The sequence below is a fragment of the Collimonas sp. PA-H2 genome, from assembly GCF_002564105.1.
In the GTDB taxonomy this organism is placed as follows: domain Bacteria; phylum Pseudomonadota; class Gammaproteobacteria; order Burkholderiales; family Burkholderiaceae_D; genus Collimonas.
In genome coordinates this window covers 93,497-119,456 of sequence record NZ_PDBX01000001.1, presented here as the reverse complement: position 1 = coordinate 119,456, position 25,960 = coordinate 93,497, and the positions used below count along the sequence as shown (strand labels likewise).

Genomic DNA, 25,960 nt, shown 5'->3' with positions numbered 1-25,960 from the left:
AGCAAGGATTAGTTCCCGTGACGAATATGACGCATGCCAGTTTGACATCAAAGCGGATGCCGGCTTACGGCAACGTGAGCCGCAAGCCTGAGTGTCAGAAACCCTGCGCTTTCATTGCCTCGAATTCCATGGCGGCATTGCGCTCTTCGCTGGCTTCGATCGGCTCCATCGCGTCATCGACAAAGGTGGCGGCGCGTTCGGCTGCGCTCTTTGCCGAATCCAGGTTGAGGCCTGACTCTCCATCATCTTCGCCGGGCGGTTCCAGCATGTCCTTCAGCATGGCGCTCAGTTCCGGCGTATCCCACGGCTCGCCGTGGCGCTTCTTGACGTTGATGTAATGGCGGATTTCCGCATCTTGCTCTGGCGTCAACGGCAGCCCGCGAAAACTGCTCTTCGGATCAATCTCGGTCATGATGCCTCTCCCGATCTGCACTGCTTGAGCTTTGAGTGTAGACCTATTGTGGCCGCTAGTGGCGGCCCGGGAGAATTTTATGCCGGTTTTTTTCGCATTTTTTATCCGCTGCCCGGCTGGCGCCCTACAGTTTGGGGATGCGGATGCGGCTCACCATCAAGGCGCCCGACACCGCAAACATCATCACCATGGGATGAAACTGGAAGCCGCCGACGTAGACCACGCCCAGCCACAGCTGTTCGCCGAGAGCGCCATTCCAGGCGGCAGCGGCCAGCACCAGCACCAGCAGCATGGAAGTGGGGATCGGCGTGCCTTCGAAATATTTCACCTTGCCGTCGCCGTCGGACAGCTTTTCCGAAGTGACGTTATAGCGCGCCAGGCGCGATACCCCGCAGGCGACGAAAAATACCAGGATGATGCGGTCCACCAGCCCCTGCATGCCGCAGCCGTAGGCGATGATCGCCGGCGCCACGCCAAATGAAATCACGTCGGCCAGCGAATCCAGCTCGCGCCCCATGGCAGAGCTTTGCGCGCGCCAGCGGGCGATGCTGCCATCGAGAATATCGAACACCAGCGCCGCCGGAATCAGGGCGCAGGCGATGAGCAGATGCAGTACTTCGCGCGTCTGCAGATAGGTCATTACGGAAAACAGGGAGCCGACGCCGCAAAATGCGTTGCTGAGGGTGAACCAGTCAGCGAGATGGAACTCGCGAATCATTGAAAACGGCTTTGGTTTGGTCATTGCTTTTATCCGGGAGCTTATAGTGATAAGAGGGGAGGGAAAATCTCAGCCCCGAATTTATCACATAGAGGATGCGCGCCGGTAACTGTCGCTCTCTGTCATCGGACAGTGCGGATGACAGAGAGTGCGTTAAAAGCCGGGAACCGCCCGGCAGGCGCCGCGAGGCGTCAGCGGCTGTCGGCCTTGGCCAGCACCGGCTGGGTCCGGTACATGTCAGGGAACAGGCGCTTGAGATCGTCGATCTTGGGTAAATCGTTGACGACAATGTAGGGATAGCTCGGATTGCGCGTCAGGAAGTTTTGGTGGTAAGACTCGGCGGGATAGAAGCCGCGCAGCGCTTCCACCTTGGTGGCGAGCGCATTGCTGAACACTTTGGCGTGGTCGATCTGCGTCACATAAGCCTGCGCCACCTTGCGCTGCATGTCGTTGGCCGGGAACACAGCGGAGCGGTATTGGCTGCCGGTATCCGGTCCCTGGCGGTTCAGCTCGGTGGGATCGTGCGCCACCGAGAAAAATATCTGCAGCAGCTTGCCGTAGGTGACCTGGGTCGGGTCATAGGTGATCTGCACCGATTCCGCATGGCCGGTATCGCCTTCGCTGACCCGGTTGTACTGGGCGGTGTCGCGGCTGCCGCCGGCGTAGCCTGAGACCACATTGCTGACGCCGCGCACGTGCTGGAATACGCCTTGCACGCCCCAGAAGCAGCCGCCGGCAAACACCGCGGTCTCCGAATGTTCAGTCGCGACGGCCGTTTCGTCGCTGACCGGGGCGGGAACCATCTTTGCGGCTTCCGAGGAAAAGGCGAGATTCTGGCTGAACAGCAATGCCGCGCCGAGCGCGCAGGCGGCCAGCACGCCCCCGGTCCAGGGCAAGCCAGTGCTCACTGATTTTGTCTTTGTTGCTAACTTGTCCATGATGGTCATCCTCTTGGTTGTGATAAGTAAGGCAGCGCTGGTACTTAGTCGGCAGAGGAGAGATTTCCTTACGGACGATCGGTTCCGTTTCCGCGCATCGCTTGAGCCGATATTGCTTTGCCAATTCGTCCGTGGCAACATGCCATGGCCGCTTTCCGGCTGCTTAAACTTATCTACGAGAGAGAGTGTATGACGGTTTCATTAAGGTTGCCGGTGGCTGCGGATTACGCCGTTATCGCAGGGTGGATTGCCGATGCGGCAGCCTGTGCCCGCTGGGCCGGTCCGCAGCTGGCCTATCCCTTCGAGCCGGTACAGCTGCCGCAACTGCTGCATGTGCAGTCCGGCGCCAGCTACACGCTTTGCGAAGGAGATGCCGATATTCTCGGTTTTGGCCAGTACCGGCTGCGCCAGCCTGGCGTTGCGCATCTGTGCCGCATCGCCATTGCGCCGCAAGCGCGCGGCAGGGGGTTGGGCAAGATCTTGTGCAGCTTGCTGCTGGAAGAAGCGGTTCGTGCCTATGGCGTCAGCGCCGCGACCTTGCGCGTATATCGCGACAATCCGGCGGCGCACGCGATTTACGCCGGGCTCGGGTTTGTCGAGGTCGCGGCGGAATCGACTCCCGAGGTGCTATGGATGCAGGCGCAGATCAGCCACGCTGGCCTAGCGATGCCGCCGCTGGCCGCGGACGCAATAAAGTCTGCCTGAGCCAGGCGTTCAGCGGATCCGAATAGAAGCGTGCGCTCAGACCGGCCACCAGGGCGGACAGCAGCAGGAACAAGGCCAGCACCGGTAGCTTCCAGGCATAAGGCATGGCGCCTTTCGGCACCACGCTGCGCATCAGTCCGAGGACGACGATATGGAACAAGTACAGCTCATAGCTGTGCCGCCCCAGCCAGCGGATTGCGGCCAGCAGGCGGTTTCCTTGCAGCCAGGCCGGGACGTTTTCATTACGCGCGCCCAGCAGCAGCACCGCAGTGCCGGCGGCGATCAGGCTGAAGCCGAAGATCTCATGGCCATCGATGCCGCGCAGGTAAATGCTCACCACCAGGCATGCGGCGGCGACCTGGGCCAGGCGCCAGAGCCACCCCTGCAGGCGTACCTTTCTGGCCAACAGCGCGGCAAGGCAGCCAAAGGCGACCGCATCGAAACAGGCGGCGTAGCCGTACATGAAATAGATTTCGTCAGTGGTATGGAAGCTGCGGTAAATCGGCCCGATGACAATTGCCGCCATCCATATGGCAGCGACGGGCCACTCGCGTTTCAGGCCGAAGCAGAGCAGGGGAAACAGCAGGTAGAAAACTTCTTCCACCGACAGCGACCAGTAGATATTCATCGCGTAATTGAAATACCAGGCATGCTGCATCAAGACGTTGTGCCAGAAGGTCAGCACCGACAGCACTGCCAGCGGCATGCCGACGGCCGGCCAGCCCGGCTCGGCGACGTTCATGAAGGCAGGCTGGCCGAGCATGCCGAGTATGACGATGATGGCCAGCGCCGCCAGCAGGCAGGGGAAGATGCGCGCCATGCGGAAGACATAGAAGCGCTTGATGTCGACTTGGGCCAGACTGCCATAGCGCTTGATGGTGGTGGCGGTGATCAGGTAACCGGAAATCGCGAAGAACATGGTGACGCCGTAGTTGCCGTTGAGCGTCAGCGCGCGGATGGCTTCCTTGGAGAGCAGATAGCGCAGCGGACTGTCGGTCAGCGAATAGGACAGCTGGTAATGCAGCAGCAAAACCAGGCAGATCGAAATCCCTCTGAGTAAATCTATTCTGAAGTTGCGGCCAGCAGTCATCGGGTTTCCCGGCGAGTTTTTAGTATGGCAGATTCTACTTTTTATTCGCGCACGGCTGCAGGCAGAAAGGCGCTTTTTTTCGCCCGGATTAATTCACGCCGCTGGCAGCCGGCAGCAAATGCAGCTGCGCGTACTGCAGCAGCATGATGGTTTTGCCGTCGGCGATTTCACCGCTAGCCACCATCTGCATGGCGCGTTCCAGCGTCAGTTCCAGCACCTGGATATCCTCGCCCTCGTCCTGCAGGCCGCCGCCGTCGCTGATGCGCGCATCCGGCGCATATTCAGCGACGAAGAAATACAGTTTTTCCGTCACCGATCCCGGGCTCATGAAGGCTTCGAACACTTTGCGTACTTCGCGTACGCTGTAGCCGGTTTCTTCTTCTACTTCCGCCCGGATGCGCTGCTCCGGGCTGGCGTGGTCGAGCAAGCCGGCGGCGGTCTCGATCAGGAAGCCGTCATGGCCGTTGCCGAAAGTGGGAAAGCGGAACTGGCGGATCAGGATGACGCTGCGGCGCTCACGGTTGTAAAGCAGGATGGTGGCGCCGTTGCCGCGGTCGTAGGTTTCGCGCGTCAGGGTTTGCCAGCTGCCGTCGCCGCGGCGATAGTCGAAGGTGGTTTTTTTCAGCAGATACCAGTCGTCCGACAATACTTCAACCTTGCGAATCTTGACTCTGTCATCGTGCATGCAGTGCTCCTGGTGGTGTTTGGATGGACTTACGTCGTGGACTTGCGTTAATTAAATTTATCATGCAATATCGTGAAATATCAAGAAAAAACGTGCAAATAAATTTATGCTAACCCTGCAACGCAAACAGCATCTGCTGGAAATCCTGGAGCGCGACGGCCAGATCGTCGCCAAAACATTGAGCGAACAGCTCGGCCTGTCGGAAGACACCATCCGGCGCGACCTGCGCCAGCTGGCGCAAGAAGGCTTGCTGCAACGCGTACACGGCGGCGCTTTGCCGGCGTCGCCGGCGCTGGCTGCTTTCGCCGAACGCCAGCAGATCTCGACCGACGCCAAGCCGGCCATCGGCCGCGCCGCCGCGGCCATGATCCAGCCCGGCCAGGTGGTGTTCGTCGACGGCGGCACGACCGCGCTGCAACTGGTGCGGCAGCTGGCGCCGACCCTGCGGGCGACGGTGGTGACGCATAGTCCGTCCATCGCCATCGAACTGGTGTCGCATCCGCATATCGAAGTGATCATGATAGGCGGCCGCCTGTTCAAGCATTCGATCGTGGGGGTAGGGGCGGCTGCGCTGGAAGCGATAGCCCGGATTCGCGCCGATCTGTATTTCATGGGAGTGTGCAGCTTGCATCCCGAGGCTGGCATCAGCACTGGCGATTTTGAAGAAGCCGGCGTCAAGCGCGCCCTCAGCGATGCGGCGGCCAGGACGGTGGTGCTGGCCTCGCCGGAGAAGTTGGATACGGCCTCGCCATTCCAGATTGCACCGCTGAGCCAGGTCAGCGACATTGTGGTCAATGCCGGGGTGGAGGAAACCTTGGTCGCACCTTATCGCAAGATGGGGATAGCGATTACCTTGGCTTAGCCAGAGGTGTGAAGCTTGAGCCGTTTGCTTAGCGCCGCAGATTTTTTGCGCTATGATCAAGCGCGGCTGTCCCGATAAATCCCCATATGCACCCATGCAACACATCAATCCGCCAGAACTGCAGAACAATCTTGTTTATCTACGCCCGCTAAACCGAGCCGACGCGCCCGCCTGGCATGCCTATCTGACCATGCCGCATGTGCTCGAACACACCAGCTGGCAGCTGCGTTCCATTGACGACTTGCTGCAGAAATTCGACGCCCTGGAGTCTTCGGATCCGGCTTCGGAACTGCGTTTTGCCATCGTGCTGCGCAGCTCCGGCGAATTGGTGGGCACCATCGGTTTTCATAGCCTGTCGCTGCTCAACAAGACTGCGGAGATCGCCTATGATCTGGCGCCCGGCGTCTGGGGCAGGGGGATTGCGCCGTCTGCCTGCGCGGCGATGGTGGATTGGGCTTTCAACCATCTTGACGCAGTGCGGATCCAGGCCACCGCGCTTGACTCCAATATTCGCACGGTGAGAGTCCTGGAAAAATGCGGCTTCCAGCGCGAGGGCTTGCTGCGCAACTTCAGGATGGTGCGTGGCCAACCTCGGGATTTCTGGATATACGCGCGCACCGGCGGCTAAAGCCGTAACCTGCGTTAGGCCGGTTTGACCACGCCTGATTCGGCGAGGCGCGCCTCGGAACGGTCGCCCAGCAGGTAGCGCGGGCCGCTGCCGCGCCGTTGCGCCGTATCCTCAGGGTTGTAGAGTGCGCACTTCTTGAGCGACAGGCAGCCACTGCCTATGCACGAGGTGAGCTGGTCGCGCAACGCTGTCAGTGTGTCGATGCGCTGCTGCAGCAACGGTTGCCACGAGCGTGAAAGGCGTTCCCAGTCCTGTTTGGTCGGGGTGCGTTGCAGGGGCAGGGTAGACAAGGCCAGCTTGATCTCGTCCAGGCTTAGCCCTACCGTTTGCGCGACGCGGATAAAGGCGACCCGGCGCAGCACGTCGCGCGCGAACTGCCGTTGCCTGCCTGCTTCGCGCTTGCTGCCGATCAGGCCCTGCTCTTCATAGAAACGCAGCGCGCTGGCGGCGACGCCGGAGCGCTTGGCCAGCTCGCCGATGGTGATTAATTGATCGCTCATGATGTCCCTCGAAATTCATGTTGACTTCAAGTTTACTTGAACTTTGATAATCAGGGCGTCATATCAATTTCGAGGCTATGCAATGAGCGAACTGATCCAAGACCTTACACTCCAGCAGCTGCTCGACGCCAACGGTCGTTTTGCGCTGAACGGCAAAGGCACCACCAATCATTGCCCGATGGCGCTATGCGCGCTTGCCGCCATGGGGGCGCCGCCGGCGCGCCTGCATGAATTCTTCGAGCAGTGGGAGCGCCGTTTTGCGCTGCCGGAGGCGCCGCTTGGCTTGCCCATCGCGCGCGAATCGTGGACGGCGTATATCAGCCAGGCTGACGCGTTTGCCGCCTTGCGCCTGTGTTTCCAGGAATGGATGATGGAAGAAGGTCCGGATGCGGTGATCGGGCAGGTTTTCAGGCGGCTGCCGTTTGCCCCGGCCAGCGGCGCATTTCACGCGGTAATCCGGCTTGCCTATGGATTGGAAGCGATGCACGACGGTGAAATTGCTGCCGGCCTGGCCGCGCTGGTCAGCGGCAATCTGCCGATCGAGATCGCCGTCGACGAGCATCACGTGGCAGCCTCCGTCGGCGCCGGCCTGGCCAGCCTGTCGGCAGCCTTGCAGGGCGCCGTATTCAAAGGCGACATGATTACCACCCGTCTGCGCGCGGTGGCGCTGCATCCGTTGTTCCGCTCGGCGCTGCCGGCGCCGCCCAGGCTGACGCCGCTCAACACTGTGCTGCTGGACGACATGGCGCGCGCGGCGATCCAGTTGTATTGGCAAACAAATAATTTCACCGCCATGCATATGGTGACCGGCCTGCACGCGGTGCGCCGTGTTTTCAGCCATTTGCCGGAACAGGCCGCAGAGAGTCTGCTGCCAGACTTGTGGCAGGCCTTCTGCGCGGCCTACGTATCGATCGGGGCGCCGCCGCTTGCAGAGGACAAGGGCCATGCCCTGGCGGACGGCGCCGATCCCTGGCCGCAACTGTTCAGGCTGGCGCTGTCATCCGATGACGACCATGACATCAAGACCGTGTACACCTGCTACTGTGAAAACCTACGGGCGCCGTCGCTCCTGTATTCGGCTGCCGCGGCACGACGGGTGCGGCATCTGAGTTGATTTACGGCGGCGGATTCATGGTAAATTCGACCTGAATTCTTTAACCGGCTGCCGTGCCCAGCTTTGGATCCGCCGCAATGATCGACGCCATACAATCAGTTGAATCCCATGACCTTGAGCAGCTGCGCCAGTTCACGGAACGCATCATCGTCGCCGAGAAGGTCGCCGACGATCCCGTGCTGCAAACGGAGCTGATCCGTAACGTTCATCAGAATCTCGACTGGTGGCTGGAAAACCGTGAGCATTGCTGCCATCTCAAATATACCCGCGACGGCCGCATAGTCGCTGTGGTGCTGGTCAAGAATTTCTGGAATCTGTGCAGCTTGTTCGTCACGCCCGAGCTACACCGCCAGGGCATAGGCCGGGCATTGACGTTGGCGGCGGTCCAGCAATGCCGCGCCTTGAGCGAGCGGCCGGCGATCCGCCTCAACGCGGCTCCCAATGCAGTGGCCTTCTATGCTGCCCTGGGATTCCAGCCGGCGGAAAGCAGCAGAACGCTGCCGCCTGGATTCCGCGCCATGGCGCTGCGATTGTGAACGGCGTCTGGTCCTTGCATCATGCTCATTGCAGAACCAAACCGAGAGGAGTGCTGAATTGAGTGAAAAACCGACGTCAAAAAATGCCGAGGGCGTATTCGAACCCTTCCACGTCAGCCGCGTGCCCTGGGTGGAATTCTCACGCGGCGAGCGCTTCGGCCTGCGTTACCGGCACCTCAGCTCGTTTGGCGGCGCCTCGCAGATCGGCGTTTCGATGGAAGTGCTGGAGCCGGGCAGGCAAGCCAACCAGTCGCACTACCATTTGCTGGAAGAGGAGCATGTCTTCATCCTGGAGGGTAGTTTGACGCTAGAACTGGGCGCGCAGGTTTATGAACTCTCTACCGGGCACTACGTTTGTTTCCCCGCCGGCCAGAAAGTCGGCCATGCCATGATCAATCGCAGCCAGGCGCCATGCCGCTACCTGGTGTTCGGCAACTCTCATGCGGGCGATGTGGCGATCTTTCCCGAGACCGGGCGGGTGGATGTGAAGCTGATGGGAGAGGGCTATCGCAAGTCGGCCGTGATTGAGTACTGGGAAGGTGTCGATGTCGGGCAGCAGGGGCGGCCCGACGAAACAGCTTAGAACGTCAGCATTTGGCAAAGAACATCTTGGTCTTTGCATCCTTGCGTTCCTTGTCTATCCATTCCTTGGTCTGCACCGGGCTTTGCTGCAAGCCGGTATGGCCTTTGCGCGCTATCCGTTCATCGTCCATGCGGTCGAGTTCCTGCACGCGCTCTTGCAAGCGCCGGCATTCTTCGCTGGCGCCGGGTTTCGCATTATCCAGCGAGGCGCGCGCGCCGTTATCCTGGGCCTGGGCGCTGGAAAGGCCGGCTGAAGCCAGCAGCATGGCGATGGCGATGGATTTTTTGATAGTCATGTCTGTCCTTGAGTCCTGTATATATTGACGTTGAAGGGCAGCCGGCCTGGCGCTTCAGCCTTGCCGGTTGCCGGAAAAATCAGCGATGGCGGTGATCGTTGCCGCGCTGATGATCGCGCCGCTGGTCATGGCGTCCGCCATGATGACCGCCACCATGCTGCCAGCCGCCGCGATGCAGTTCCCAACCGTTGCGGCCGTGCTGCCATTGCGGCCGGTCGTAGCGATAGCCATTGCGCGCCCTTTCCCAGTGTCCGCCAGCCCAGACATGGCGCCGGCCATCCCAGTTCCAATAGCCTGGCGCCCACAGGTAGCCGACGCGCGGCGGCGGCATGCGTTCATATCTTGGCGGTGGCGGCGGCGTGCCGATAATGATGTTGACGCCAATTTGCGCCATTGCCTGGGTAGGCAGCAGAGCGGCCGCGCCAACCGCGGCCAGCGCGAGTGCGCAGAGCATACGTTTCATAATCATTTTCTCGTGTTGTTCATTTCGGGGTAACTATACCGGTAATTGTTTAAGCGCCAAGTAATGATGCATTTAATTACATTCAGCGCTGTTGCTGTACATGCAAGTTGATATCTGGCGCCGAGTGCTGAAAAAGCCCTATAATTATGTATGTACGCATACATAATTATAGGGCTTGCACATGCAGGACTTTCGCGGAAAAATGATTTACAAGGCCGTCCAGCTGCTGCCTACCCATGGCTACGCCGGCATCACGCTGATGCATGTCGCCCGCGCATGCAAGGCGCCGCGCGGCTCGCTGTATCACTATTTCCCGGGAGGGAAAGATGAGCTGATGACAGCGGTGCTGGAGGCGACCAAGGAATACGGCCTAGGCACTTCCATCATTTCCAGCTCGCGGGCGCCAACGCTGAAGGGCTATATCGCCGACATGGGCAAGGCGCTGGCGACGGCGCTGAGTGCGTCGCACTACGAGTTGGGCTGTCCGGTGGCGGCGATTTCGATGTCAACCGAAAAGAGCAATCCCTTGAATCGACAATGCAAAGTCATTTACGCCGACTGGTGCCTGGCGTTGCAAGCCAGGCTGCAGGCTTACGGTGTGCCGGCCAGCCAGGCGGAGGGACTGAGCGGCAACATTATCAATACTTTTCAAGGGGCGTTGCTGCACGCTCGCCTGGCAGGTTCCAGCGAACCCGTTGTGCAGGCAGCGCTGTTGTTGCAACGAGAAATCCAGCAATTCAAGCACTAATATCATTAAACCTTACCCTCCGGAGCAGGCTATCCCCATGAATTTATTCTTTCGGCTTTTCTATGTGCTTCTTGCCTCCTTCTTTCGCCCGCGCCTTGCAATCGCCAAGGCCGTCAGCGACATTGCTCTGATGACCTTTCCCAACGACCTCGATATCAACCTGCACGTCAATAACGGCCGCTACCTGACGCTATGCGACCTGAACCGGGTGGATCTTTTCATCCGTACCGGGCTGGCCCGGGTCATGATCCGCGAAGGCTGGATGCCGATCGTTGCCGAGCACACCATGGTCTACCGCAAATCGCTGGGCGCCTTCAAGAAATTCCAGGCAAAGCTGGAGGTCACCCATTGGGACGAGAAGTATTTCTTTATGCAGCACGTTTTTTCCGTGGACGGCAAGATCATTGCCGAAGGCACTTCCAAAGGCGTGGTCAAGGGCAAGCAAGGGGTGATCCCGCCTGATACAGTCGCCGCTGCCGTGCTTGCTGCCAATGGCGGCGTGGCGTCGCCCGGTCAATAACCATTAGACGCCGAGCCGCTCCATGGATCTGTCCTCCCGCCATCTCGTATTTCACGCTGCCGTCGTCTTGCTGATCGGCTTGCTTTACGGCGCGCCTTACGCCAAAGCCATCAAGCGCGGCGCCGCTGCCCAAATCGTCAATTCCTGGCGGGTTGCCCACCTCAGCATCCCGCTTGGGGCGACCTTGATGTTCGCCATCGCCGCCGTGCTGCCATCGTTCACGGTGAGCGCCGGGTTCAAATGGAGCATCGTCGGCGCGCTGTTGCTGTCTTCCTATGCCTTCTGCCTGGCTACGCCGCTGGCGGTAATTACCAGCGATCGCGGACTGGCGTCGGGCGCGAAAGGCTTGGCGCGCCTGGTCTATCTGGGTAACATGGTTGGCGCCGGCAGCTCTCTGCTTGCCGCAGCGCTGCTGGTTTGCGCCGGATTTATTTCACTCTGGTAGCCGTGCGAGCATCGTTTGCGCCACTGCGCTTACACGAAAGACCACCATGCTGCATACCTGCATTGACCACCTTGTGATCACCGCGCCTTCATTGGCGGAAGGAACTGCATACGTACAGCAGGCGCTCGGCGTCGCGCTTGCAGCCGGCGGCGAACATCCGCGCATGGGTACCCATAATGCTCTGCTGCGGCTGGGCGAAGGACTGTTCCTGGAAGTGATTGCCGTGAACCCGGAGGCGCCGCCACCGGAGCGGCCGCGCTGGTTCCAGCTTGACCGGATCACGCCAGATATCCGGCCGCGCCTGGCGACCTGGGTCGCGCGCACCAGCGACATTGCTGCTGCAGTCGCTGCATCTCCCATCGCGCTGGGGCCGATTGTGCCGATGACGCGCGGCCAGCTGCATTGGCTGATCACAATTCCTGACGACGGCAGCCTGCCGCTGCACGGCGTCGCCCCGACGCTGATCGAATGGCGAGTCCAGCCGCATCCGGCCAGCAGGCTGCCTGACCTGGGTTGTTCCTTGCTGGGTCTGGAGGCCAACATGGCGCCTGCCGATGCGGAGCAGCTCAACAACATGCTGGCGCTGAACGATTTCCAGGGAGCGTTTTCCGTGAACCTTATCGGCGCCGGCATGGCGCCCAGCCTGGCGGCGTATATCCAGACACCGGCCGGGGTGCGCCGGTTAGGCCCTTCCGCAACTGTCATCCCTGTGTAATTTTCCCCGTGTATATTTCTTGTTTTGTTGCAATGATAATAATTTATTGCGACGGCAAAGTCTCGCTTCAAATGTCAGTCTGAGGGTATTCCTGGCCTGTCAGGATTTTGTCAGCTTCCATTCAGGTTTTTGACAGGATAGCTCTGTAGTCTGTAGCAGTCCCAGTTAGGGGCCATGTGCGGAGCGCGGTAAAAGGCGCCCGCATATGTCAGGTTTTCCGCGGACTGCTGGTTGGCGGCTGATTGAGATCAATGGGTATTCACTGGCGCTGCTTCGATGTTTAAAAATTCTCTATTGCTAAGGCGCCAGGCCCTTGTGCTTTCAATGCTGTCGACGCCGCTGGCCGGGCAATTTGTGACGCATCTGCTTGAAAAGAGCGGCTGCGCTGAAGTGCTGAAATTCTCTTTGGTCAAGACTCCCGCAGACCCCAGTCCCTGATATCCCCGATCCAGCAGGCTGCCATTGCGCGCTGTACATGTTCCCTGCGCGGTTTGCCAGCCGCGCCAGATCAAGCCGGATCCGCCAGCACTGGCCGCATCCGTTGCAAATAAATAGTATCCCGCCTTTGCAAAAGCGCAGCTTGCGGGATGACGTGAAAACCGATCTTCCAATACGAGCATCATCATGAAAAATAATCTCTTGCAGCGCCAGCCCCTCGCGGTCGTTGCCGTCGCCACGCTGATTGCCGTCGCCATCGCTTTCGTCGCCTTCGGCCATCAGGGCAAGGCCGCTGCCGCCGAAGCCGGCGCCAGCTCCAGCCTCAATTTCATCAGGCAGGGTGCGCGCATCACGATTCCGGAACACTCGCCGCTGCGCTCGCGCGTCGCCGTGCAAACCGTCGCATCGCTGGATGCAAGCCATGCGCTGGAATTGCCGGCGCAGGTGGAAGCCGATCCCGGCCGCACCATCAATATCCTGCCGCCGGTGGCCGGCAAGGTGCTGGAACTGAAGGTCGGCCTTGGCGATCATGTGCGCAAAGGGCAGTTGCTGCTGGTGATGACCTCCGGCGATTTTGCCCAGGCCACTTCCGACCTGCAAAAGGCGCGCGATACGCTGCAGCTCACCAAACGCGTGCTGGATCGCCAGCGCGGCGTGCAGCAGGCCGGCGCCGGCGCGGCCAAGGATCTGGAACAATCGGAAAGCACCTATGTCCAGGCGCAGGCTGAATTCGCCCGTGCCGATACCCGTCTCAAATCGCTCAACGCCAGCGGCGTCAGCGCCGCCGACAGCGGCGGCCAGCGGCTCAACCTGGTGGCGCCGAATTCCGGCAGCATCACCGCGCTATCGATAGGCGCCGGGCAGTCGGCCAACGATCCGAATGCGGTTCTGATGACCATCGCCAATCTGGACAATGTCTGGATCACCGCCAGCGTGCCGGAAAACATGCTGGCCTCGGTCAAGAAGGGGCAGGCGGTGAACATCAGCCTGCCAGCCTATCCGGGCGAAAAATTCCGCGGCAATGTGGCGTTTGTCAGCGATGTCCTGCAGCCGGATACGCGGCGGGCCCTGGTGCGCATCAGCGTGCCGAACGGCGACGGCAAATTCAAGCCGAACATGTTCGCCAACGCCTCGTTTGCGGTGGCCCAGTCCGCGGCGCCGGTGGTGCCGCCATCCGCCTTGCTGATGAATAATGAAAACACCACAGTGTTCGTCGAGGTGGCGCCATGGACCTTCGAACGGCGCACCATCGAAACCGGTAATCAGGAAGACGGCAGCGTGAGGATCCAGAAGGGTTTGCTGGTCGGTGATCGCGTAGTGATCAAGGGCGGAGTGCTGCTCAATGATTAACAAGATCGTTCGTTATTGCCTGCAAAAGCGTTATGCGGTGATCTTAGTGGTGCTGATGGTGACCCTGTTCGGCTATTACTCGTGGACGCGGATGGCGGTGGAAGCCTATCCTGAACTGTCCGACGTTACCGCCCAGGTCACGACCCAGGCGCCCGGCCTGGCGGCTGAGGAAGTGGAGCAGCAGATCACCATCCCGCTGGAGCGTCAGCTGAGCGGCACGCCCGGCCTGGTGCACATGCGCTCGTCCAGCACTTTCGGCCTCTCGCTGATTACCCTGACCTTCAAGGATGGCGCCGAGGATTATTGGGAGCGCCAACGCGTCACCGAGCGCATGACCCAGGCCGCGCTGCCTGCGGGCATCACGCCCAGCCTGGATTCGGTGACCAGCGCCGCCGGCGAAATTTACCGCTATACCTTGGAATCCGACAGCAAGAACCTGCTGGAACTGTCCGAGATCCAGCGCTGGATCGTGATCCCGGAATTGCAGCAGGTGCCCGGCATCGCCGAAGTCGGCAATTTTGGCGGCTTGACCATGGAATACCAGCTGGAAGTCGACCAGCAGCAACTGCAGCGCTTCGGCGTTTCGCTGTCCGACGTCACCAGCGCCATCAACAACAATAACGCCAACGCCGGCGGCAGCCGCATCACCCGCGGCGAGCAGGGCTATGTGGTGCGTGGCATCGGCCTGATGCGCAGCCTGACCGATCTCGGCAACGTGGTGGTCAAGCAGTCCGGCGGCGTGCCGGTGCTGGTGCGCGACCTCGGCAAGCTGCAGTACAGTCACCAGGAGCGGCAGGGCATCCTGGGCAAGGACCGCAATCCCGACACCATCGAGGGCATCGTCAAGCTGCTGAAATATCAGAACGCCTCGGAAGTGATCAAGGATGTGCACGCCAAGGTCGAGCAGCTGCAAAAGCAGCTGGCGCCTATGGGCATCAAGATCGTACTCTACATCGACCGCGACGACCTGATCCAGCTGACCATCCACAAGGTCGGCCATACCGTGCTGGAAGGCATCGGCCTGGTCTGCATCGTTCTCATCCTGTTCCTCGGTAGCCCGCGCAGCGCCTTGGTGGCGGCAGTCACGATCCCGCTGGCGCTGGTGACGGTGTTCATCATGATGTACCTGACCAAGATGCCGGCCAACCTGTTTTCGCTGGGCGCGATCGACTTCGGCATTATTGTCGACGGCGCCATCGTGGTCACCGAAGCAATCCTGCGGCGGCGCGAAGCCAAGCCAGAGGCGGAGCTGAGCGAAACCGATGTGCGCGACGCCACCACCGAGGTGATACGGCCGATTTTCTTCGCTACCCTGATCATCATCGTCGCCTATCTGCCGCTGTTCGCTTTCGAGCGTGCTGAAGGCAAGCTGCTGTCGCCGATGGCGTTTACCGTCAGCTATGCGCTGATCGGTGCGCTGGTATGCAGCATCGTGCTGGTGCCCGGCCTGGCTTACATGGCCTTGCACAAGCCGCGCCGGATTTTCCATAACAAGCCGCTGGAGTGGCTCAGCGCCGGCTACCGCAACACCCTGGGACGGCTGCTGGCCAATCCAGCGGTGTCGTATGTCCTCGGCGCGCTGGCGCTGGCCGGCGTGATCGCCCTCGGCGCGGCTACCGGCCGGGAGTTCATGCCGAACATGGATGAGGGCACCCTGTGGCTGCAAGTGCAGATGCCGTCCGGACTGTCACTGGAAAAGGGCAGCGAGATGGCCAGCGAGCTGCGCCGCACCTTGCTGGAATTCCCGGAGGTGTCGTATGCGGTGACCCAGCTCGGCCGCAGCGACGACGGCACCGATCCCTGGACCCCTTCGCACATGGAAGTGCCGGTAGGGCTGAAGCCTTACAGTAGTTGGGCTAACGGCGAGACCAAGGAGCAGTTCGTGCACAAGCTGAACCAGCGCCTGGCGCAGCTGCCTGGCTTCTCGATCGGCATCAGCCAGCCGATCAGCGACGGTGTCAACGACGCGGTCGGCGGCGCCCACAGTCCGCTGGTGATCCGCGTGTACGGCGACAATTTCAAGGAATTGCGCCGCATCGGCGAGCAGGTCGTCACGGTGCTCAAGCAGGTCAGGGGCACGGCCGACGTCGCCATCTTCCAGGAACCGCCGGTGCCGCAGGTGGCGATCGATATCGATCGCGCCGCTGCGGCGCGGCTGGGGATCAATGTCGCCGATATCGCCGCCCTGATCCAGACCGGCATTGGCGGCGCGCCGGTCACGCAACTGTATGTGGCGGACCGGGTGCATAACGTCACAGTGCGCTTCGCCAAGGACAGCCGCAATAGTCCGGAGGCGCTCGGCAATCTGTTGCTGACCACTGCCAGCGGCGCGCGCATTCCGCTGTCGCAGGTGACCCATATCCGCACTACCACCGGCGAAAGTACGATCGCCCATGAAAACACGCACCGCCAGCTGACCGTGCGCCTGGACTATGCCGATCGCGACCTGCTGTCCTACTACCAGGAGGCGCAGGCCCAGGTAACGCAGAAAGTGCATTTCGACAAAGCCAGCTATCGTCTCGAATGGGCCGGCCAGTTCGAGAACCAGGAGCGCGCGCAGTCGCGCCTGATCCTGGTGTTCGGCCTGGTGCTGGGCCTGATGGCGGTTATCCTGTACGCCGGCTTCGGCAAGTTGCGGCAAGCGCTGCTGATACTGGGCGTGGTGCCGCTGGCGGCGCTGGGCGGCCTGATTGCGCTGCGCGTCACCAACGGCACCATCAACGTCGCCACCGGGGTCGGCTTCATCGCCTTGTTCGGGGTGGCGGTGCAGAACGGCATCATCATGGTGTCCAACATCAATCGCGTGCGGCGCCAAGGCATGGCCTTGCGGGATGCGGTGCTGGCAGGGGCGTTCGAGCGCTTCCGGCCGGTGCTGATGACGGCCACGGTGGCTTCGGTCGGCATGCTGCCGGCGGCGCTGGCTACCGGCGTCGGTACTGACGTCCAGCGTGGCCTGGCGACGGTGGTGGTGGGCGGGCTGGTGGTCGCCACCATGCTGACTCTGTTCATCCTGCCCGCTTTCTATTATTCGCTGGAAAACTGGATCGAACGCCGCCGCGGCATCAGTAAAGAGCGTGACGGACGCTAAGGCGCCGGATAAAAAACGAGCAGGTAAAAATATGAATACAACGAAATTGCATTTCAATTGGCCGCTGAGAATCTGCGTGATGGCAGTAGCGCTGGCGCTGGCCGGTTGCGCCGCCGGACCGGATTTCAAGCAGCCGGACGCGCCGGAAGTCAAGGCTTACACTAAAGAGCCGCTACAGGCAAAAACCTCGTCCGCAGAGACCACCGGCGGCGCAGCCCAGCAGTTCGTCGAAGGCATGGATATTCCCGCCCAATGGTGGACCCTGTTCAATTCTCCGGCATTGAATGCCGTCATCGGACAGGCGCTCAAGGCCAATCCGGATCTGCAATCAGCGCAGGCGGCGCTGCGTGCCGCCCAAGAGCAGGTGTCGGCGCAGCAGGGTGCGTTCCTGCCGAGCGTCAACGCCAGCCTGGCGCCGACCCGGCAGAAGCAGCCTGTGTCGGCGGGGCAGGGCACGTCGCCGTTCAACCTGCACACCGCCCAGGTCAGCGTTTCCTATACGCTGGATGCGTTCGGCGGCAACCGCCGCCAGGTGGAAGGTTTGCAAGCCCAGGCCGAGCAGCAGAAATTCCTGCTGGAAGCGGCTTATCTGACGCTGACCTCGAACGTGGTCGCGGCTGCCGTGCAGGAAGCCGCATTGCGTGCGCAGATTGCGGCGACGCAGGAAGTGCTCAAGGTGCAGGGCGAATTGCTGACGCTGCTGCAGCGTCAGTACCAGCTGGGCGATGTGGCCCAGGCCGACGTGCTGGCGCAGCAGGCGGCCCTGGCGCAGACCCAGGCCAGCCTGCCGCCCTTGCTAAAATCGCTGGCGCTGCAGCGTGACCTGCTGACGGTCTTGGCAGGGCGTTTCCCGAGCGAAGAGCTGGAGCAGAAATTCGATCTGGCCAGCCTCAGCTTGCCGCAGCAGCTGCCGCTCAGCCTGCCTTCAAGCCTGGTGCAGCAGCGCCCCGACATCCGTTCGGCGGGAGCGCAGCTGCATGCCGCCAGCGCCGCCGTCGGCGTGGCTACCGCCAATATGCTGCCGCAGATTACCCTGAGCGCCAATATCGGCAGCGCCGCCGCGCAGATGGGGGATTTGTTCACCGCGGGCACCGGCCTGTGGAGCCTGGTCGGCGGCCTGACGCAACCGCTGTTTGCCGGCGGCGCGCTGCTGCACAAGAAGCGCGCTTCGGAAGCCTTGCTGGAGCAGGCCGCGGCACAGTATCAAAGTACCGTGATACACGCCTTCCAGAACGTCGCCGACAGCCTGCGCGCCTTGCAATACGATGCCGACGCGTTGCAGGCGCAGTATCTGGCCGAGCGCGCCGCCGCGCGCAGCCTGGAGATCTCCCGCAAATCGGTGCAGCTGGGCGCCGCCACGCCGCAGACCTTGTTGACGGCGCAGCAAACTTATCAGCAGGCGGTAATCGGCCTGGCGCAGGCGCAGGCGGCGCGCTTTGCCGATACGGCGGCGCTGTTCCAGGCGCTGGGCGGGGGCTGGTGGAATCGCGGCGAGCCGTTGGCGGCTGCAACAGCGCGGTAAATGCGCCGCTTAGCCGGAAATTGGGCGGCGTTTTAGGCAGATTAGCAACAGCGCATGTTGCGCGCTTGCCATGCCGCATAAATTTTCTGGTATGATCGGAAGCATCCTGTTGTCGTCATTCCCGGCGGTGCAGCTGCAACGAATTCAACATCTGTAAGAGCGAGAAAGGCATCCCGGTTATGACACCGCGAACTACCACCACAATCTGTGAGCGACACTAGTCGAGGCCTTTTTCTACCTGCATGATGAAAAAAGCGCGGCTGGTCCGCGTTTTTTTTCGTCCGCGTTTTTGTAAAGTATACGTTCAACTTAATTCAATCCGGCGTCGTCCCAAGTGAACGCCGATATGAGGCCCAAAATGATAGCAGTCAAACTTCCCGATGGTTCACAGCGTCAATTCGACGCGCCGCTGACTGTGGCGCAGGTCGCCGCCAGCATTGGCGCCGGCCTGGCCAAGGCGGCTTTGGCCGGCAAGGTCGACGGCAAGCTGGTCGATACTTCTTTCCTGATCGAGCGCGATGTCGAGCTGGCGATCGTGACCGACAAGGATGCCGACGGCCTGGAAGTGATCCGCCATTCGACAGCGCATTTGCTGGCCTACGCGGTCAAGGAACTGTTTCCTGACGCGCAGGTGACTATCGGGCCGGTGATCGAAAACGGTTTTTACTACGATTTCGCCTACAAGCGTCCGTTCACTCCGGAAGACTTGCTGGAAATCGAAAAGAAGATGGCTGAGCTGGCTAAGAAGGACGAGCCTGTCACACGCAAGGTGGTGGCGCGCGATGAGGCGATTGCCTATTTTGAATCGATCGGCGAGGCTTACAAGGCAGAGCTGATCGGCTCGATTCCGCAAGACCAGGAAGTCTCGCTCTACACGGAAGGCACGTTCACCGACCTGTGCCGCGGTCCGCATGTGCCGTCGACCGGCAAGCTGAAAGTATTCAAGCTGATGAAACTGGCCGGCGCTTACTGGCGCGGCGACGCCAAGAATGAAATGCTGCAGCGGGTGTACGGCACTGCCTGGGCCAAGAAGGATGAGCAGGAAGCCTATCTGCACATGCTGGAAGAGGCGGAAAAGCGCGACCACCGCAAGCTGGGCCGCGCGCTCGACCTGTTCCACTTCCAGGACGAAGCGCCGGGCCTGATTTTCTGGCATGCCAAGGGCTGGTCGATCTGGCAGCAGGTCGAGCAGTACATGCGCGGTGTCTATAACGACAATGGTTATCAGGAAGTCAAGGCGCCGCAGATCCTCGACCGGTCCCTGTGGGAAAAGACTGGCCACTGGGAAAATTATCGCGAAAGCATGTTCACTACCGAATCGGAAAACCGCAGCTATGCGCTGAAGCCGATGAACTGCCCTGGCCATATCCAGATTTTCAATTCCAGCCTGCACAGCTATCGCGACCTGCCTCTGCGCTTCGGTGAGTTTGGCCAGTGCCATCGCAACGAGCCGTCCGGCGCCTTGCACGGCATGATGCGGGTACGCGGCTTTACCCAGGATGACGGCCATATTTTCTGTACAGAAGAACAAATACAGGATGAGGTTGCGGTGTTCGACAAGCTGGTGCGCAAGGTCTATCTCGATTTCGGCTTTACCGAAGTGGCGGTCAAGCTGGCTCTGCGTCCTGAAAAGCGGGTCGGCGAGGAAGAAGTCTGGGATAGGGCGGAAAATGCCTTGCGCGAAGCCATCCGCGCTTCCGGCGCCGAGTGGGAGGAGTTGCCGGGCGAGGGCGCTTTCTACGGTCCGAAGATCGAGTACCACCTGAAGGATTCGATCGGCCGTTCCTGGCAGTGCGGCACCATGCAGGTCGACTTTTCGATGCCGGGCCGCCTTGGTTCGGAATATGTCACTGAAGACAACGGCCGCAAAGTACCGGTCATGCTGCATCGTGCTATTGTCGGCTCGCTGGAGCGTTTTATCGGCATGCTGATCGAAAATCACGCCGGCGCCATGCCCTTGTGGCTTGCCCCAGTGCAAGTTGTTGTTTTGAATATCTCCGACGCCCAGTCCGAATATGTGCAGAATGTTGCGCAAACGCTGAAAAAACAAGGGTTTAGGGTAGAGACTGATTTGCGTAATGAGAAGATTACCTATAAAATACGGCAGCATTCTTTGCAGAAGCCGCCTTATATACTGGTTGTCGGTGATAAAGAGCGGGATGCAAACACAGTGGCCGTGCGAGCGCGGGGCAATGTCGACCTGGGTGTGATGCCTATCGACGTACTGGTGGAGCGCCTCAAGAACGAGGTCGAGACCAAAGCCTGAACGGGGTGACCCGAGCGCAAGAGCACGGCTTAATTATTTGATTTTTAAAGGAAACTGCAATAGCTACGGACAAGTCACATCGCATCAACGGCGAAATTACGGCGCCAGAATTGCGCTTATCCGGTGTCGAGAACGAAGCACTCGGTATCGTCAGTCTGGCTGAGGCCTTCCGCTTAGCGGAAGAGGCGAACGTTGACTTGGTGGAAATCGCACCGACAGCGCAGCCGCCGGTAGCCCGTTTGATGGACTACGGCAAGTTCAAGTACCAGGAACAGAAGAAGGCGCACGAGGCCAAGTTGAAGCAGAAGGTCATCCTGGTGAAGGAAGTCAAATTCCGCCCGGGTACCGATGATGGTGATTACAACATCAAACTGCGCAACCTGACCCGCTTCCTGGACGAAGACGGCGACAAGGTCAAGATCACGCTGCGTTTCCGCGGCCGTGAAATGGCTCACCAGGATATCGGTATGCGCATGCTGGAACGTCTGAAAGCAGACCTGGAGCCGTACGGACAGGTCGAGCAGTGGCCGAAGATGGAAGGGCGCCAGATGATCATGATCATTGGCCCTAAGAAGAAGAAATAACAAATTGGGGAAAGAACTGCCCGAGTAGGGTTTAAGAGCCGCCGAAGCGCGGCGAATTACACTTCTCGTGCAGCTCTGTCCTCAACTGATTAAGATTTTGGTGTCGGGACGAGTAATCGTTCCGGTTGCCGAGAAAGCAGCGGACCAGATCCGTTGCGAAATCCAGCTGTGGCTGTCGGGCAGTTGGGTTTAAACAAGTGAGAGCAGGCATCCAAGCGTAACGATATTGTTGCCACCTGCAATCATGTTAAAAAAGGAGCTGTCCCTAGAGGACAGATAGTGTCATGCCTAAAATGAAAACGAAGAGCAGCGCCAAAAAGCGCTTCCGCGTCCGTCCGGGTGGTACTGTTAAACGCGGCCAAGCGTTCAAACGTCACATCTTGACCAAGAAAACTACCAAAAACAAACGTCAATTGCGCGGTTCCGTTGGGGTCAATGACCACAACATGGTATCCGTTTCGCGCATGTTGCCGAACGCTTAACCTCATACTAAGGAGTTATTATGCCTAGAGTAAAACGTGGGGTTACAGCTCGTGCCCGTCATAAAAAAGTTCTAAACCTTGCCAAAGGTTATCGCGGTCGCCGCAGTAAAGTCTACCGTGTAGCCAAGCAAGCAGTCATGCGCGCTGGTCAATACGCATACCGTGACCGCCGCAACAAGAAGCGCGTATTCCGTGCTTTGTGGATCGCCCGTATCAACGCCGCTTCCCGTGAGCATGGCATGACATACAGCGTATTCATGAACGGTCTGAAGCGTGCTTCGATCGAACTGGACCGTAAGGTTCTGGCTGATATGGCAGTGATGGACAAGCCAGCGTTTGCTGCGATTGTCAATCAAGTCAAGGCCAACATCGCTGCGTAAGTTTCTTATGTAGTTTTGCCAATGCCGCGCGGTTCTGCGGCGTGGCAATCCCGAGCGGGGCAGAGGTCAACACCTTATGCCCCGTTTGTGTTTTTAACCGCCACTTTTCGTGTTTGCGGAAGAGTTCAAGAGTCGCCTGGCCTGTCCCGTGGCGCATTGCTCTGTCCCTGACTGGATAGATGGGTGTATTTCGGCTTCAATGGAGCAGGAAAACTGCATGAACTCCCTAGAACAACTAGTAACGCAAGCCCAGGCTGATTTCATCGCCGCCGTCGACGCCGCCGCGCTGGAAAATGCGAAAGCCAAATATCTCGGCAAGACCGGCCAGATCACCGAGCAGATGAAGGGGCTGGGCAAGCTGGCGCCGGACGAGCGCAAAGTCCAGGGCGCAGTCATCAATAACGCCAAAGAGCAGATCGAAGCCGCGCTGACCGCGCGCCGCGATGGCTTGGCCAATGCGCAGATGCAAGAGCGCCTGAACGCGGAAGCGATCGATGTCACCTTGCCGGGCCGCGGCCGCGGCGTCGGCGGCATCCATCCTGTCATGCGATCGTGGCAGCGCATCGAAGAAATTTTCCGTTCTATCGGTTTCGACGTGGCTGACGGCCCGGAAATCGAAACCGACTGGACCAACTTTACCGCCTTGAACAGCCCGGAAAACCATCCGGCGCGTTCGATGCAGGATACCTTCTACATCGAAGGCAACGACACCGAAGGCAAGCCGCTGCTGCTGCGCACCCACACCAGCCCGATGCAGGTGCGTTACGCGCGCATGAACAAGCCGCCGATCAAGGTCATCGCCCCGGGCCGCACCTATCGCGTCGACAGCGACGCCACCCATTCGCCGATGTTCCACCAGGTAGAAGGCTTGTGGATTGCCGAAGACATCAGCTTCGCCGACCTTAAGGGCGTCTACCTGAATTTCGTCAAGGCCTTCTTTGAAACCGACGACCTGCAGGTACGTTTCCGCCCATCCTATTTCCCGTTCACCGAACCTTCGGCCGAGATCGACATTGCCTTCGGCAGCGGTCCGCTGAAAGGGCGCTGGCTGGAAGTCTCGGGCGCCGGCCAGGTGCATCCTAACGTGGTGCGCAACATGGGCCTGGATCCAGAACAGTTCATCGGTTTCGCGTTCGGCTCCGGCATCGAACGCCTGACGATGCTGCGTTATGGCATCAACGATCTGCGCCTGTTCTACGAAGGCGATCTGCGTTTCCTGAAACAATTTAATTAAACTGGCTAGTTTCAGTGCTGGCATGAACACTACACCGTCATCCTCGCGAACGCGGGGATCCAGGTTACGAGCAAAATGGATTCCCGCGTTCGCGGGAATGACGCCAGGGGTGATTTTCTGCAGGCGCCGAATAGTCACCTAAAATCCTGATACAGGTTTTTGAAGGTTTTACCTATGCAATTCTCTGAAAGCTGGCTGCGTTCCATGGTCGATCCGAAGATGACTTCGGACGAATTGTCCCATCTGCTGACCATGTCCGGTCTCGAAGTGGAAGAGGTCGAGCCGGTCGCGCCGCCCTTTACCAATATCGTGGTGGGCTTGGTGGTCGAGACCGCCAAGCATCCGAATGCCGATCGCCTGAATGTCTGCCAGGTCGATGTCGGCGCCGGCACCATGCTCAATATCGTCTGCGGCGCGCCGAATGTGCGCCCTGGCCTCAAAGTGCCTTGCGCCATGGTTGGCGCCATCCTGCCGCCGGGCGCGGACGGCAAGCCGTTCGAGATCAAGCTCGGCCAGCTGCGCGGCGTCGAGTCGCAAGGCATGCTGTGTTCGGCGCGCGAGCTGAAGCTGTCGGAAGACCACGGTGGCTTGCTGGAACTGCCGGACGATGCGCCGGTCGGCCAGAATTTCCGCGATTACTTCGAACTGAACGACCTCAAGTTCACCATCAAGCTGACGCCGAACAAGGCGGATTGCCTGTCGGTGCTGGGCGTGGCGCGCGAAGTGTCGGCCTTGACCGGCACGCCACTGAAGCAGCCGGTGTTCAAGGTCGTCAGCGCCAACATTACTGAAACGTTGCCTGTCAAGATTTCGGCACCCGATCTGTGTGGTCGTTTCTCCGGCCGCGTGATCCGCGGCCTCAATGCCAAGGCGCCGACGCCGCAATGGATGAAGCAGCGCCTGGAGCGCAGCGGCCAGCGTCCGATCTCGGCGCTGGTGGATATCTCCAATTACGTGATGCTGGAGCTGGGCCGTCCGACCCACGTGTTCGACCTCGACAAGATCCACGGCGGCCTCGATGTCCGCTGGGGCAAGGCCGGCGAATCGCTCAAGCTGTTGAATGGCAATACGGTCAGCGTTGACGACTGGATCGGCGTGATCGCCGACGACCGGCAAATCGAATCGCTGGCCGGCATCATGGGCGGCGACGCCACCGCAGTTTCGCTGGAAACGCAAAACATCTATCTGGAAGCCGCTTTCTGGTGGCCGCAAGCGATCCAGGGCCGCGCCCGCCGCTTCAATTTCTCGACCGATGCCGGTCATCGCTTCGAGCGTGGTGTCGATTTTGCCACTACGGTGGAGCATATCGAGCGGATTACCGCCTTGCTGGTCGAAATCTGCGGTACGCCTGCGACCCAGATCGGCCCGATCGACGACCAGAGCGTCAACCTGCCGAAGCGCGATCCTGTCAAAGTGCGCACCGCGCGCGCGATCCGCGTCATCGGCGTGCCTTTGTCGGATAGCCAGATCGCCGACATCTTCACCCGCCTGGGCCTGGCGTTCACGCAAGAGAACGGCGTGTTCTCGGTGACGCCGCCGTCCTACCGTTTCGATATCGAGATCGAGGAAGACCTGATCGAGGAAATCGCCCGCGTCTACGGCTTTGAAAATATCCCTGCCCTGCCGCCGGTAGCGCCGAACGCCATGTACATCGCGCCGGAAAACCAGCGCTCGCTGTTCACCACGCGACGGCAGCTGGCCGACCTGGATTACCAGGAAGTGATCAACTTCAGCTTCGTCGAAGCAGCCTGGGAAGCCGATTTCGCCGGCAACCTGGCGCCGATCAAGGTGCTCAACCCGATCGCCAGCCAGATGGGCGTGATGCGCTCGACCCTGATCGGCAGCCTGATCGCCAACGTCAAATACAATCTGAACCGCAAGCTGAACCGGGTGCGGATTTTTGAAACCGGCGCGGTCTACATGCGTGACCAGCAAGTCGAGAACGGCCCGCTGGCGGTAGCCGGCTACGCGCAGCCGAAGCGGGTCGCAGGCCTGGCTTACGGTCCGCAAGCCGACGAGCAATGGGGCCAGGCTAGCCGCACTGTCGATTTCTTCGACGTCAAGGCTGATCTGGAAGCCCTGTTTGCGCCTGTGGTTTTGCGTTTCGCTAAACTCGAACATCCGGCGCTGCATCCCGGCCGTTCGGCGCAAGTGCTGCTGGGCGATAAAGTCGTCGGTTTCATCGGCGAGCTGCATCCGCGCCTGCAACAGAAATATGAGCTGCCTTTGGCGCCGGTTGTGTTTGAAGTCGACGGCTTGGCGTTGCAGCAACGGCAAGTGCCGGCCTACGTCGAAATTTCGAAATTCCCGGCGGTGGTGCGCGATCTTGCGGTAGTGGTCAAACAAGCCGTTTATGCACAGGATTTACTGGACGTTTTTGCTGCTGAGCAGCAAGGAAATCCAGTATGCCGGATTCTGCAAGCCATTGTTTTATTTGATGAATATCATGGCAAAGGACTGGAAAATGACGAAAAAAGTCTTGCTTTCCGTTTTACCTTGCAAGATACTGAAAACACCCTCCAAGATGACACCGTAGAAGCCGCCATGGCTGCTTTGATCGCTGCTGTCAGCAAGGTGCCAACAGCAAGATTACGCGCCTGATTTGCCCTCAGACAGCGTAATCTAATGACAAAACCTGCAGCAAAAAAAGCCGGATGCA

At 60.0% G+C, this 25,960-nt stretch carries 28 protein-coding genes; 19 read left to right on the top strand and 9 right to left on the bottom strand.

Annotated elements, in window-relative coordinates; genetic code table 11:
• Positions 1 to 94: 94 nt before the first annotated feature.
• The 3 genes from BCF11_RS00465 to msrA form a co-directional block, all read right to left on the bottom strand.
• Positions 95 to 412 (bottom strand): hypothetical protein, encoded by a 318-nt coding sequence (locus BCF11_RS00465; RefSeq protein WP_098492991.1) that lies wholly within the window; start codon positions 410 to 412, stop codon positions 95 to 97.
• A gap of 124 nt (positions 413 to 536) precedes the next feature.
• Positions 537 to 1,154 (bottom strand): CDP-diacylglycerol--serine O-phosphatidyltransferase, encoded by a 618-nt coding sequence (pssA, locus tag BCF11_RS00460; protein WP_098492990.1) that lies wholly within the window; start codon positions 1,152 to 1,154, stop codon positions 537 to 539.
• Between the two features lie 167 nt (positions 1,155 to 1,321).
• Positions 1,322 to 2,068, bottom strand: coding sequence for a peptide-methionine (S)-S-oxide reductase MsrA (msrA, locus tag BCF11_RS00455; RefSeq protein ID WP_233212319.1), 747 nt, complete (start codon positions 2,066 to 2,068; stop codon positions 1,322 to 1,324).
• A 189-nt stretch (positions 2,069 to 2,257) separates the two neighbouring features.
• Between msrA and BCF11_RS00450 the strand changes: the two genes are divergently transcribed.
• On the top strand, positions 2,258 to 2,773 hold the full coding sequence (locus tag BCF11_RS00450; RefSeq protein WP_158229115.1) for a GNAT family N-acetyltransferase: 516 nt from the start codon (positions 2,258 to 2,260) through the stop codon (positions 2,771 to 2,773).
• Here BCF11_RS00450 and BCF11_RS00445 read toward each other — a convergent pair.
• Complete coding sequence (locus tag BCF11_RS00445; protein WP_098492987.1) at positions 2,715 to 3,863, bottom strand: acyltransferase; 1,149 nt, start codon at positions 3,861 to 3,863, stop codon at positions 2,715 to 2,717. The genes BCF11_RS00450 and BCF11_RS00445 overlap by 59 nt on opposite strands.
• A gap of 88 nt (positions 3,864 to 3,951) precedes the next feature.
• Positions 3,952 to 4,548: an NUDIX domain-containing protein gene (locus tag BCF11_RS00440; protein ID WP_098492986.1), complete on the bottom strand. Its 597-nt coding sequence runs from the start codon at positions 4,546 to 4,548 to the stop codon at positions 3,952 to 3,954.
• A gap of 106 nt (positions 4,549 to 4,654) precedes the next feature.
• Between BCF11_RS00440 and BCF11_RS00435 the strand changes: the two genes are divergently transcribed.
• Together BCF11_RS00435 and BCF11_RS00430 are read left to right on the top strand one after the other, a co-directional pair.
• Positions 4,655 to 5,410 carry a DeoR/GlpR family DNA-binding transcription regulator gene (locus tag BCF11_RS00435; protein ID WP_098492985.1) on the top strand — a complete coding sequence of 252 codons (756 nt, stop codon included), beginning with the start codon at positions 4,655 to 4,657 and terminating at the stop codon, positions 5,408 to 5,410.
• A 94-nt stretch (positions 5,411 to 5,504) separates the two neighbouring features.
• Positions 5,505 to 6,038 carry a GNAT family N-acetyltransferase gene (locus tag BCF11_RS00430; protein ID WP_098492984.1) on the top strand — a complete coding sequence of 178 codons (534 nt, stop codon included), beginning with the start codon at positions 5,505 to 5,507 and terminating at the stop codon, positions 6,036 to 6,038.
• A 14-nt stretch (positions 6,039 to 6,052) separates the two neighbouring features.
• Here BCF11_RS00430 and soxR read toward each other — a convergent pair whose 3' ends face one another.
• Positions 6,053 to 6,538 (bottom strand): redox-sensitive transcriptional activator SoxR, encoded by a 486-nt coding sequence (gene soxR, locus BCF11_RS00425; protein ID WP_098492983.1) that lies wholly within the window; start codon positions 6,536 to 6,538, stop codon positions 6,053 to 6,055.
• 82 nt (positions 6,539 to 6,620) lie between these two features.
• On the opposite strand from soxR, the gene BCF11_RS00420 reads away from it, so the two are divergent.
• From BCF11_RS00420 to BCF11_RS00410, 3 genes are all read left to right on the top strand, one after another.
• Complete coding sequence (locus BCF11_RS00420; RefSeq protein ID WP_098492982.1) at positions 6,621 to 7,652, top strand: questin oxidase family protein; 1,032 nt, start codon at positions 6,621 to 6,623, stop codon at positions 7,650 to 7,652.
• Between the two features lie 77 nt (positions 7,653 to 7,729).
• Positions 7,730 to 8,188, top strand: a complete 459-nt coding sequence (locus tag BCF11_RS00415; RefSeq protein ID WP_098492981.1) for a GNAT family N-acetyltransferase — start codon at positions 7,730 to 7,732, stop codon at positions 8,186 to 8,188.
• 58 nt (positions 8,189 to 8,246) lie between these two features.
• Complete coding sequence (locus BCF11_RS00410; RefSeq protein ID WP_098492980.1) at positions 8,247 to 8,771, top strand: cupin domain-containing protein; 525 nt, start codon at positions 8,247 to 8,249, stop codon at positions 8,769 to 8,771.
• Positions 8,772 to 8,775: 4 nt separating this feature from the next.
• Here the strand turns inward: BCF11_RS00410 and BCF11_RS00405 are convergent, their stop codons facing one another.
• Positions 8,776 to 9,066, bottom strand: a complete 291-nt coding sequence (locus tag BCF11_RS00405) for a hypothetical protein (protein WP_098492979.1) — start codon at positions 9,064 to 9,066, stop codon at positions 8,776 to 8,778.
• Between the two features lie 79 nt (positions 9,067 to 9,145).
• Positions 9,146 to 9,529: a YXWGXW repeat-containing protein gene (locus tag BCF11_RS00400; RefSeq protein WP_098492978.1), complete on the bottom strand. Its 384-nt coding sequence runs from the start codon at positions 9,527 to 9,529 to the stop codon at positions 9,146 to 9,148.
• A gap of 202 nt (positions 9,530 to 9,731) precedes the next feature.
• Here BCF11_RS00400 and BCF11_RS00395 point away from each other — a divergent pair, with 202 nt between their 5' ends.
• Genes BCF11_RS00395 through BCF11_RS00380 form a run of 4 tightly spaced genes read left to right on the top strand, consistent with a single transcriptional unit; the run spans position 9,732 to position 11,957 of the window.
• Positions 9,732 to 10,277: a TetR/AcrR family transcriptional regulator gene (locus BCF11_RS00395; protein WP_158229114.1), complete on the top strand. Its 546-nt coding sequence runs from the start codon at positions 9,732 to 9,734 to the stop codon at positions 10,275 to 10,277.
• A 37-nt stretch (positions 10,278 to 10,314) separates the two neighbouring features.
• A complete protein-coding gene (locus tag BCF11_RS00390) occupies positions 10,315 to 10,797 on the top strand; it encodes a thioesterase family protein (protein ID WP_098492976.1) in 483 nt (160 codons plus the stop codon).
• Between the two features lie 22 nt (positions 10,798 to 10,819).
• Entirely contained in the window at positions 10,820 to 11,242 is a 423-nt protein-coding gene (locus tag BCF11_RS00385; protein ID WP_098492975.1) for a hypothetical protein, read from the top strand.
• Positions 11,243 to 11,288: 46 nt separating this feature from the next.
• A complete protein-coding gene (locus BCF11_RS00380) occupies positions 11,289 to 11,957 on the top strand; it encodes a VOC family protein (RefSeq protein WP_098492974.1) in 669 nt (222 codons plus the stop codon).
• A gap of 248 nt (positions 11,958 to 12,205) precedes the next feature.
• Here the strand turns inward: BCF11_RS00380 and BCF11_RS27310 are convergent, their stop codons facing one another.
• The gene (locus tag BCF11_RS27310; protein ID WP_143751211.1) at positions 12,206 to 12,583 is read right to left on the bottom strand and encodes a hypothetical protein; all 378 of its coding nucleotides are present in this window, start codon (positions 12,581 to 12,583) and stop codon (positions 12,206 to 12,208) included.
• On the opposite strand from BCF11_RS27310, the gene BCF11_RS00375 reads away from it, so the two are divergent.
• The 9 genes from BCF11_RS00375 to pheT all read left to right on the top strand — a co-directional run bounded on the left by BCF11_RS00375 (position 12,582) and on the right by pheT (position 25,902).
• On the top strand, positions 12,582 to 13,745 hold the full coding sequence (locus BCF11_RS00375; protein ID WP_098492973.1) for an efflux RND transporter periplasmic adaptor subunit: 1,164 nt from the start codon (positions 12,582 to 12,584) through the stop codon (positions 13,743 to 13,745). The two genes, BCF11_RS27310 and BCF11_RS00375, sit on opposite strands and share 2 nt — an antisense overlap.
• On the top strand, positions 13,738 to 16,833 hold the full coding sequence (locus tag BCF11_RS00370) for an efflux RND transporter permease subunit (RefSeq protein ID WP_098492972.1): 3,096 nt from the start codon (positions 13,738 to 13,740) through the stop codon (positions 16,831 to 16,833). Before BCF11_RS00375 ends, BCF11_RS00370 begins: the two co-directional genes overlap by 8 nt.
• Positions 16,834 to 16,864: 31 nt before the next feature.
• Positions 16,865 to 18,355, top strand: a complete 1,491-nt coding sequence (locus BCF11_RS00365; RefSeq protein WP_233212318.1) for an efflux transporter outer membrane subunit — start codon at positions 16,865 to 16,867, stop codon at positions 18,353 to 18,355.
• Between the two features lie 358 nt (positions 18,356 to 18,713).
• Positions 18,714 to 20,621: a threonine--tRNA ligase gene (thrS, locus tag BCF11_RS00360; RefSeq protein ID WP_098492971.1), complete on the top strand. Its 1,908-nt coding sequence runs from the start codon at positions 18,714 to 18,716 to the stop codon at positions 20,619 to 20,621.
• A gap of 59 nt (positions 20,622 to 20,680) precedes the next feature.
• Positions 20,681 to 21,205: a translation initiation factor IF-3 gene (gene infC, locus BCF11_RS00355; RefSeq protein ID WP_081992442.1), complete on the top strand. Its 525-nt coding sequence runs from the start codon at positions 20,681 to 20,683 to the stop codon at positions 21,203 to 21,205.
• 284 nt (positions 21,206 to 21,489) lie between these two features.
• Positions 21,490 to 21,687 carry a 50S ribosomal protein L35 gene (rpmI, locus tag BCF11_RS00350; protein WP_061539612.1) on the top strand — a complete coding sequence of 66 codons (198 nt, stop codon included), beginning with the start codon at positions 21,490 to 21,492 and terminating at the stop codon, positions 21,685 to 21,687.
• 20 nt (positions 21,688 to 21,707) lie between these two features.
• The gene (rplT, locus tag BCF11_RS00345) at positions 21,708 to 22,067 is read left to right on the top strand and encodes a 50S ribosomal protein L20 (protein ID WP_061939538.1); all 360 of its coding nucleotides are present in this window, start codon (positions 21,708 to 21,710) and stop codon (positions 22,065 to 22,067) included.
• 217 nt (positions 22,068 to 22,284) lie between these two features.
• Complete coding sequence (pheS, locus tag BCF11_RS00340) at positions 22,285 to 23,301, top strand: phenylalanine--tRNA ligase subunit alpha (RefSeq protein ID WP_098492970.1); 1,017 nt, start codon at positions 22,285 to 22,287, stop codon at positions 23,299 to 23,301.
• 174 nt (positions 23,302 to 23,475) lie between these two features.
• Positions 23,476 to 25,902: a phenylalanine--tRNA ligase subunit beta gene (gene pheT, locus BCF11_RS00335; protein ID WP_098492969.1), complete on the top strand. Its 2,427-nt coding sequence runs from the start codon at positions 23,476 to 23,478 to the stop codon at positions 25,900 to 25,902.
• Positions 25,903 to 25,960 lie beyond the last annotated feature (58 nt).